Below are 9,406 nucleotides of genomic sequence, written 5' to 3' on the forward strand. Positions count from 1 at the left end.
TTCCCGCGGCGATCCACGAGGCGACCTCGTCGTCGGCGTCGGTGGGCGACTCCATGGTGAGCGCCCCGACGAAGGGCCGCCGAGCGCCCCACTCCGCTGACAGCCCGGGGAAGCACAACTCGTCGTAGGCCTGGATCTCCAGCGCCCCGCGCTCGGACATCCGTTGCGGCGCAGGACAAGTGGCCTTGGGCAGTCCCAAGTCCCGGCGCTGCGTCTCCTCGGCGCTCCGGGTGAACCGCCAGTACATCCAGTCGAGGGTTTTCATCGTCGAGCGCACCAGCGGCGCGGGCAGGCGCGCCGGGAACGCGATGTGTCCGTTGGGCCGCATCGGGTAGAAATGCAAGGCGGCCAACCGAATGTCGTAATACTCCGCGACGTTGGCGGCGATTTCCTGATAGAGCTGGCCGGTCAGCAGCAGGTCGACCCCGTCCGCGAGCGGCTTGAGCGCGGCGCCCAGCTCGTCGAAGCCCGCCCGGACCGGCTCCATGGCCTCGCGCGCCAGCTTGACCGGGTTGGTGAACTTCCACGAGTTGTGCAGGAAATCCTCGTCCAGCTGCTGCTGGGAATCCCGCTGCCCGTACGCGAGCGCTGGCAGCCCGGCCGACTCCACGAAGCCGATCAGGTTGGGCGGCACGCCCACCCGCACCTCGTGCCCGCGGCGCTGCAGTTCGCGACCGACGGCCGCGAGGGGCTCGATGTCGCCGCGGGTTCCGTAGCTCGCCAAGGCAAACTTCATGACGGAGTCCGGCCCTTCGCTTCCGGTGCGCGCTGGACCCGCATCAATCCTTGACCCCGCATCAATCCTTGACGAAGTGGTAGACGCGGTACGAGAACCCGCCGGCGCGGCGCAGGTCCCAGTCCATCACGCCGACGCCGTAGCGGATCAGGGAGTTGACGAATCCCGGCAGGCGGCCACTGATCTGCTGCTGGGTCCGTCGGGTGTTGGCGTCCAGCCCGCGCTTGGCCTCCTTGTCGATGTCCCTTTCAGAGACCTTGCGCAGCGGCGCGTCGGCCAGCGCGGCCTCCCATTCGGCGACGACGGGGGCCCGGCGGGAGTCGGTGTACAGGAAATGCCCGCCCGGGCGCAGCACGCGCGCCACCTCCTTCAGGAAACCGGGGAAGTCCGGGTACTGGTGGGAGGCCTCGACGTTGATCACCGCGTCGAACGATTCGTCGGGGAAGGGCAGGTTCTGGGCGTCGCCCTGCACGAAATCCAGGCCCGACAGCTGGTGCCGTTCCCGGCACTTCTCGATGCTGGCGGGGTTCAGGTCAAGCCCGGTGTAGGAGGCCGGGCCCAGGTTGCGCATGATGTACGACGCTCCCCCGCCGGCCCCGCAACTGACCTCCAGCACCTTCTTGCCGGTGAGATCCACCTGTGAGGCGGTCACGTGGTAGAGCTGAATGCAGTACCGGTTGGGCTCGTCGGACGCCGCCAGCGTCAGGCCCATCGGCGGGTCCTCTTCGTAGCCGAAATTGAAGAAAACGACGTCGTCGCCGACCTGGCGGGTGCCGAGCGGCAGAAAGTACTTCGTGGTGAGTTTGCCGACGAGCGGGTTGGATTGCAGGCGGTAACCGATGGCCATGGGGAGAGTGTTACACGGATCCACGGCGCCACACGCCGAATGGGCGTCTTGACCCCGTCGCCGGGACGGCTTATCGGCCCGCTCACTCGCCGCGTAGCAACGCGCTGACCAGCGGAATCGCTGTCAAGATCACGGCGGGATCACGGTCACCGCCCAGATCGTGATTAGGCCACACGACCGCGGGCTAACTTGTAGGGTTGTTTGGGTGTCGAGCCGGACTGGCACGGGCGAGGCAGCCAAGCCTGGGGGAATCTTCGACCGCATAGGCGACATCGTCGTGCGGTGGCCCCTGCTTGTCATCGCCGGCTGGATCGGAGTCGCGGTCACCCTGGCGCTGGTCTTTCCGCCGCTGCCGGTACAGGCCAGTAAACGCGAGCCGAAGGCCCTGCCCGACAACGCTCCGACGGTGGTCGTCAACCAGGAAATGGCCAAGGCCTTCGCCATGCCCGGTGCCCCCAAGGCCGGCGGGGACGCCAAAAAGGCCCCGGACGCCGCCGGGGAGGGCGGCGGCGACAATCCGTTGGGCGGCGGCGGCTCCCTGCTGATGATCCTGCTCAGCGACGAGAACGGCATCACGCCGGCCGACGAGGCCGTCTACGCCAAGCTGGTGGACAAGCTTCGCCAAGACAAGGCCGACAAGCTCACGGTGCAGGACTTCCTGACCAACCCGCAGATGCGCGAGGTCCTGGCCAGCAAGGACGGCAAAGCCTTCATCCTGCCGATCTCGTTCCCCGGTGCGGGCACCGCGCCGTCGACGATCGCGGCCTACCACCACGTCAAAGAGCTCGCCAAAGAGGTCACCGCGGGAACCACGCTGACCGCTCACGTCAGCGGACCGATGGCCACGATCGCCGACGCGACCGAAATGGCGCTGGAGGACGCGCACTTCATCGAGATCGGCACGGTGGTGTCCGTGCTGCTGATTCTCTTCATGATCTACCGCAACATCGTCACGATGCTGGTGCCGCTGATCAACATCGGCGCGTCCATCGGAACCTCGCAGGGCGTCCTGTCCGGGCTGAGCGAGATCGGCCTGCCGTTCGCCCTCCAGACCCTCGTCCTCATGACCGCAGTCATGGTCGGGGCGGGGACGGACTACGCCGTCTTCCTGATCAGCCGATATCACGACTATGTGCGGCGCGGCCACACGTCCGACGAAGCGGTGAAGATGGCGCTGATGTCGATCGGCAAGGTGATCGCCGCGTCGGCGGCCACCGTCGCGGTCGCATTCCTGGCGATGGTCTTCACCAAGTTGGAAGTGTTTTCGACTGTCGGACCGGCGATTTCGATTTCCGTCATCGTGGCATTCCTGTGCTCGGTAACCCTGTTGCCCGCCTTGTTGGTGCTGGCCGGCCGTCGTGGCTGGATCAAGCCCCGGCGCGACCTGACCACTCGGATGTGGCGGATCATGGGAACGCGCGTGGTGCGCCGGCCGAAGATCCACCTGATCGGCAGCCTCATCGTGCTCATCAGTTTGGCCAGTTGCACCGCCGTGATGCGCTTCAACTACGACGATCTCAAGACGATGCCCGCGTCCGTGGACAGCTCCAAGGGCTACGACGTGATGAACCGCCACTACCCGGCGAACGCGCTGACACCCATGGTGCTGTTCATCAAGTCGCCGTCCCACGACCTGCGGACGCCGGCCGCGCTCGCCGACCTGGAGCAGATGGCCGCCCGGGTGAGCCAGCTGCCCGACATCACGATGGTGCGGGGATTGACGCGGCCCAACGGCGAACCGCTGGAGCAGACCAAGATCTCGTTCCAGGCCGGTGAGGTCGGCAGCAAGCTCGACGACGGATCCCGCCAGATCACCGAGCACGGGAGCGATCTGGACCGGCTGGTCAACGGCTCCAACCAGTTGGCCGACGCCCTGGCGATGCTGCGCGATCAGGTCAGCGGCGCCCTTACCAGCCTCGGCCCGGCGGTCTCGGCGCTGACGGCGATGGAGCAAATGGCGGGCGGCGATCGCACCATCGCCGCGCTCGACCAGGGCGCCTCCCTCACCGGGCAGATGAAGACGCTCGGCGACAACCTCAACACGTCCACCGTGAACGCCGAAAACATCGCGGCGTGGGCCACCCCGATGTTGAACGCCCTCAACAACAGCCCCGACTGCAACGCCGATCCGGGGTGCGTGAGCTCGCGTTCGGGGTTGGCCGCGATGGTGCAGGCAAACAACGACGGCACCCTCAACTCGATCAAGATCATGGCCCACAACCTGCAATCGGCCGGCAAGGCGCAGACGGTCGGGCAGACGCTGAACACGGCCCAACAAACCCTGACTCAGGCCGCCAGCGCCATGAGGACGATCCGGGACCTGCAGTCCACGATGGCCAATGCGCAGCAGGGCGCCAACGCCCTCGCCGACGGCAGCCGCGCCATCGCCGGCGGGGTGAAACAACTCGTCGATTCGACCAGACAGATCGGCAGCGGCCTCAACGAGGCGTCGCAATTCCTGCTGACCATGAAGCACGACACCGACAACAAGCCGTCGATGTCCGGCTTCAACATCCCCCCGCAGATCCTCACCAGGGATGAATTCAAGCAGGGCGCCGCGATCTTCCTGTCCCCCGACGGGCACGCGGCGCGCTACCTGATCCAGAGCGCGCTCAACCCGTTCTCCACCGCCGCCATGGATCAGATCCCGAAGATCATCAAGGCCGCGCAGTCGGCGCAGCCCAACACCGATTTGTCGGACGCCACGGTGCAGGTGGCCGGTGTGCCGAGCGGGCTCGCCGACACCCGTGACTACTACAACAACGACATCGGCTACATCGTGTTCGCCACGATCATGATCGTGTTCCTGATCCTGGTCGGCTTGCTGCGCGCGGTTGTCGCGCCGCTGTATCTCATTGGCTCCGTGCTGCTTTCGTATCTGTCGGCAATGGGTCTGGGCGTATTGGTGTTCCAGATGATCCTCGGGCAGAACCTGCACTGGAGCCTGCCCGGCCTGTCCTTCATCCTGCTCGTCGCGGTCGGCGCGGATTACAACATGCTGCTCATCTCGCGCATCCGCGACGAGTCCCCGCACGGCGTGCGGGTCGGCGTCATTCGCACCGTGGGTTCGACCGGGGGCGTGATCACGTCGGCCGGCCTGATCTTCGCCGCCTCGATGTTCGGGTTGATGAGCGCCAGCATCTACACCATGGCCGAGGCCGGCTTCATCCTCGGGATGGGCATCCTGATCGACACGTTCCTGGTGCGCTCGATCACGGTGCCGGCCATGGCCGCGCTGATCGGCCAGAAGAACTGGTGGCCCTCCAATCTCGGCAAGAGCCCGGCCCAGGTATACGCGGCCCACCAGCGCAAGAAGCAACAGCTCGACCAGTTGGCCGACCAGCTGGTCCGGATGAAGGTGATTCCCAGCCGGGAGGCGTTGGCCCCGGCGGCGGATTCCCCGGCGACGAACGGCGCGGGCCAGCCGTGGATCCCCGACGATCTGCTCGTCCGCCTGAAACTCGTTCCGCCCGGCCACAAGTCGCGGACCAAGTCGCGCCGGCCGACGGGCGCCGCCAAGGCCGCGCCGGCCGCCAAGAATGGCCAGCGGTCCGGCGCACGCCTCCCCGAACACGCCCTGCCCCTGTTCGACCTCAGCGGTCTGCCGGATCACGTGACCGACGATCTTTTCGATTCGGCGTCGGACTCCACACCGGCCACCAACGGCCGCGGCAAGCGGGACAGCGACGACGATCTCGCTCAGTCGCTGCCGCTGTTCGGGCAGGACTTGCTGTCCCGTCGGCCAATCACCGTCGGCGCCAACGGCAACGGGCACGCGAACGGCGCCAACGGCAATGGGCACGGCGAACAAACGGCCGCGGATGACCGTGACGACAATTCGCTGCCGCTGTTCGGTGCGGACGTCCCGTCAACTCGGGGCAGCAACGGCAACGGGCGCGGGAAACACCCGCTGCTCTAGCAGCCCTACGCGTCCAGGCGGACGAACTCGTCCTGCCGGTAGAGCTCGACACACTGCGATCGCCTGATCTTGCCGCTGGTGGTGATCGGGATCGAGCCCGGTGACACCAGAACCAGGTCGGCAACCTTCAGCCCATGGGACTTCGAAATCGCCGAGGTGACTTCGCGTTTCACGCCCCGCAGGCGGTCGACGGCTTCCTCCTCGGTGTCGCCGCGCTTCTTCATCTCGATGATCGCGACCAGCTTCTCCACACCCTTATCGGGAACCGCTATCGCCGCGCAACGCCCCGCGGTGATCTCCTGGATCGTCGCCTCGATGTCGTCGGGAGAGTGGTTGCGGCCGTAGACGATCAAGAGGTCCTTGATGCGGCCGATGATGAACAGTTCGCCGCTGGAGAAGAAGCCCGAGTCACCGGTTCGCAGCCACGGACCCTCGGGTGTGCCCTGCGACGGCTCGACGATCTTGGCGCCGAAGGTGCGCTCCGTCTCTTCGGGTTTCTGCCAATAACCCGCGGCGACGTTCTCGCCGTGCACCCAGATCTCGCCGACCTTCCCGTCCGGGCACTCGCGGCAGGTGTCCGGGTCGACGATGCGGATCAGCATCGATTTCGGGTCGCCGTAGCTGACCAGCGGTGTGCCGCTTCCGGTTTCGCACCGCTGCGCCTCGCCGCCAGGCAGCTTCTCGGCGTCGAAGTGGCCGATCTCGGGCGGATTGCCGACCTGGCGGGTCGCGATGTACACCGTCGCCTCGGCCATGCCGTAGCAGGGCCGCAACGCCCGGGTGTCGAAGTTGAAGGGGGCGAACCGGTCGGCGAATCGCTTCAGGGTCGCCGGCTGCACGCGCTCGCTGCCGTTGAGGATCGTGTGCACGCCGCCCAGGTCGTGGCCGGCCATGTCCTCGTTCGACGTCTTGCGCACCGCGAGTTCGTAGGCGAAGTTCGGTCCCGCAGAGATCGTGCATGGCTTGCTTGCCATCATGTGCAACCAGCGGGCCGGCCGCTGCAGGAAACCGACCGGGCTGGACAGCACCGTGGGCACGCCGGCCAGGATCGGCATGATGATCCCCAACAGAAGGCCCATGTCGTGGTACAGCGGCAGCCACGACACCACCGTCATGTCGGGCGGCGCGACCCCGCCCTCGGGCGCGAAGAAATCGCCCATGATCTGCTCGAAATTGGCCAGGACGTTCTTGTTGGAGACCATGACGCCGGCGGGCGTGCGGGTGGACCCGGAGGTGTACTGCAGGTAGATGAAATCGGACCCGTCGGTGGCGCCGGGCCGGGGTCTGGGCCCCGCCGGACGCTGCCGGGTCTCGAGGTCCAGCAGATCGACTTCGACGATTGCGGGCGCGGATTGGCCCTGCTGCGATCCGACGGAGGCGTTGACCATGTCCGAGACCGCGGAGGTCGTGAGGACGACGGCGGGTGAGGTGTCGGCGAGCACCGAGATGGTGCGTTCGTCGTGCGCGCCGCCGTAGGGAACGGAAAGCGGAACCGCGACAAGGCCGGCCTGCAGGGCACCGAGGAAGCCCAGGACGTAGTCGAGCCCCTGCGGGGCCAGGATGAGTGCCCGATCACCGGTCGACCCGCCGGCCCTCAGCTGCTCACCGAGGTTGACCACGCGGCGATACAGCTGCGACCACGTCAGGGTGTGGCTGACACCCTCCCAATCCTGCTCGTAGTCAAGGAATGTGAACGCCGGGTCATTGGGCTGCAGGCTCGCGCGCTCGCGCAGCACGGCAGGGATCGAAGACTGAACCACGGGCAACACACTACCTTCGTCGGAAGCCTTTCCGGCCTGGAACGGCGAGGTTACAACCGTACCAACGGGCCGTGCGGGCCGTAGCGACCCGCCCAACCGGCAAATAAACTACCGTGAGCGCGGTGGACAACCGACTCGCACACATGGACCAGGCCTCTTTCCTGGGCCTGCGGGCGCTTGGCTACGGCGCGCTGGTGCAGTTCGTCTGGATCTACAACCGCTCGGCAGATCTTGACGGTTTGCGCCGTTTCCACCGCAATCTCGGCTACGGTCTGCTGGGCCGGCTGGTCGAGCCGTCCCCGCTGCCGTTCGCTCGTGATCGGTGGGTGATATCCCGGGGGCCCGACGACATCGAGGTCGCCCGGACGGCACGCCCCCGGGCAAACCTGAACGCCTGGCTGCATGAGCGGGCCTGCCTGCCGCTGGATCCCGAGTACGGGCCCGGCCGGCACATCGGGGTGCTGCCACTGGACGACGGCGGGACCGCGGTTTGCCTGACCACCTCGCACACCCTCGTCGACGGGCTCGGGATCCTGCAGGCGATCGCGGACGCGGCCGACGGACGGACCCGCTACCTGGGTTATCCCTATCCGCGTTCGCGCGCCCGCCGGCGGGCCATGATGCAGGACGCCCGGCAAACCCTCGCGTCCGCACCGGAACTGGCGCGGGCGGTGGCCGCGACGGCGCGCATCGCCCGGCACAGGCTCGCCGACGTCGCCGCCTCGATGAGGTCGGCACCGCCGGCGCCCCGGCGGGCCGGTGATCAGCCACCCGTCGTGGTGCCGTCGGTGACCGCCCATGTCGACCTGGCGGAGTGGGATGCGCGCGCGAAAAGCATTGGCGGGAACAGCTTCACGCTCCTCGCCGGATTCGCGGGCAGGCTCGGCGTGCGCATGGGACGCGTCTGCGACGACGGCACGGTCACCCTGGCGTTTCCCGTCAGCGATCGCACCGAAGCCGACACCCGCGGCAACGCGGTGGTCTTCCCGACCGTGTCGGTCGACCCGACGCACCTGGCGTCCGACCTGGGCGAGGCCCGTCTCAAGTTCAAGCAGGCGTTCGCCGACCTGGCCGAGCTCACCGAGGAATTGCTGGGGCCGCTGCCGCTTACCTCGTTGACCCCGAAGTGGGTGGCCCGCAGGGCCGCCGGAATGGGACTCGGCGCGGCGGCCCTGCCCATCGGTTGCTCCAACGTCGGCGACATGCCCGCCGCGGTGATGCGCCCCGACGGCACCGACGCCGACTACGCGTCCGGGCGGTTGATCGAACCCGGCATCAACAGGCGCGCCCTCGAACGCATGAGTGGCCAGCTGTTCGTGGTGTCCGGGCGCGGCGCCAATAAGATCTGGATCACCGTCAATGCCTATCTCGCCGGCCGGACAAACTCGCAAGACGCGCTGCGCGAGGACGTCTCACACACGCTCGGCGAATTCGGCCTGACCGGGGAGATCCATGGCTAGCCTGCGGGCGTAAGAGAACTCGTGAAAGGGTGCCCGCGCCAACGCCTTCAGGTGCACCCGTCGCTGGGGCCCGAACACCGCGATCTCCACCACCAGCGCCAGCCACGCGGGAAACCACCAGAGCCGCGCCAGGATCCGGATGGAACGGGGTGAGACCGGATCGACGGCCAGCCAACTGAGGATGCGTAGCTGGTCGAGCACGTAGCGTCGGGAGCTCATCACGTGGGTCGTTTCCGTCCCCTTCATGTGACTGCGCACCGACAGTTCCCGAGGCGCGAAACACACCGTCGATCGCAGCATCAGGCGCAACCAGAAGTCCACGTCGACGAGCTGGTAGATGTCGTTCCGCAGGCCCCCCGCCTCCAGCGCCAGCCGGCGCCGAAACATCACGCTGGTCGGTTCGCCCACCCAGTTCTCCTTCGCGCCCCGCTGAGTGATCTGCCTCACCAGCGACGCGCCGTCGTTGCGTTCGTGCAGGTTGCGAAAGCGGGTGTGCATCTTGCCGTATCGGCGCTGCCATCGCTCGTCGTCGCCCACCACCTGGCGGGGCGCGAACGCCAGCCCGACGGCCGGGTCCTCGAAGTACCCGGCGAGCGTCGCCAGCGCACCGGGCAGAAGCCAGTCGTCGCCGTGCACGAACTGCACGCAGGTGCCGCGGGCCAGTTCCAGGCATTTGTTGTGGTT

Annotated in this window: 6 protein-coding genes; 2 read left to right on the top strand and 4 right to left on the bottom strand. The window is 67.3% G+C overall.

The features are described from left to right. A partial coding sequence (locus A5705_RS10860) for a glycosyltransferase (RefSeq protein WP_197521257.1) occupies positions 1 to 736 on the bottom strand: 736 nt, incomplete at its 3' end. Positions 737 to 797: 61 nt separating this feature from the next. After that, entirely contained in the window at positions 798 to 1,583 is a 786-nt protein-coding gene (locus A5705_RS10865) for a phthiotriol/phenolphthiotriol dimycocerosates methyltransferase (protein ID WP_082956413.1), read from the bottom strand. 205 nt (positions 1,584 to 1,788) lie between these two features. Here A5705_RS10865 and A5705_RS10870 point away from each other — a divergent pair, with 205 nt between their 5' ends. Next, positions 1,789 to 5,502, top strand: a complete 3,714-nt coding sequence (locus A5705_RS10870; protein WP_082956414.1) for an RND family transporter — start codon at positions 1,789 to 1,791, stop codon at positions 5,500 to 5,502. Positions 5,503 to 5,507: 5 nt separating this feature from the next. Here A5705_RS10870 and A5705_RS10875 read toward each other — a convergent pair whose 3' ends face one another. Next, positions 5,508 to 7,262, bottom strand: a complete 1,755-nt coding sequence (locus tag A5705_RS10875; RefSeq protein WP_068277416.1) for an AMP-binding protein — start codon at positions 7,260 to 7,262, stop codon at positions 5,508 to 5,510. A 122-nt stretch (positions 7,263 to 7,384) separates the two neighbouring features. Between A5705_RS10875 and A5705_RS10880 the strand changes: the two genes are divergently transcribed. Beyond that, on the top strand, positions 7,385 to 8,722 hold the full coding sequence (locus A5705_RS10880; protein WP_231982404.1) for a hypothetical protein: 1,338 nt from the start codon (positions 7,385 to 7,387) through the stop codon (positions 8,720 to 8,722). Here A5705_RS10880 and A5705_RS10885 read toward each other — a convergent pair. Beyond that, on the bottom strand, positions 8,675 to 9,406 hold a 732-nt coding region (locus tag A5705_RS10885), incomplete at its 5' end, for a glycosyltransferase (RefSeq protein WP_068277415.1). The two genes, A5705_RS10880 and A5705_RS10885, sit on opposite strands and share 48 nt — an antisense overlap.

It is taken from the genome of Mycobacterium sp. E787 (assembly GCF_001668725.1).
In the GTDB taxonomy this organism is placed as follows: domain Bacteria; phylum Actinomycetota; class Actinomycetes; order Mycobacteriales; family Mycobacteriaceae; genus Mycobacterium.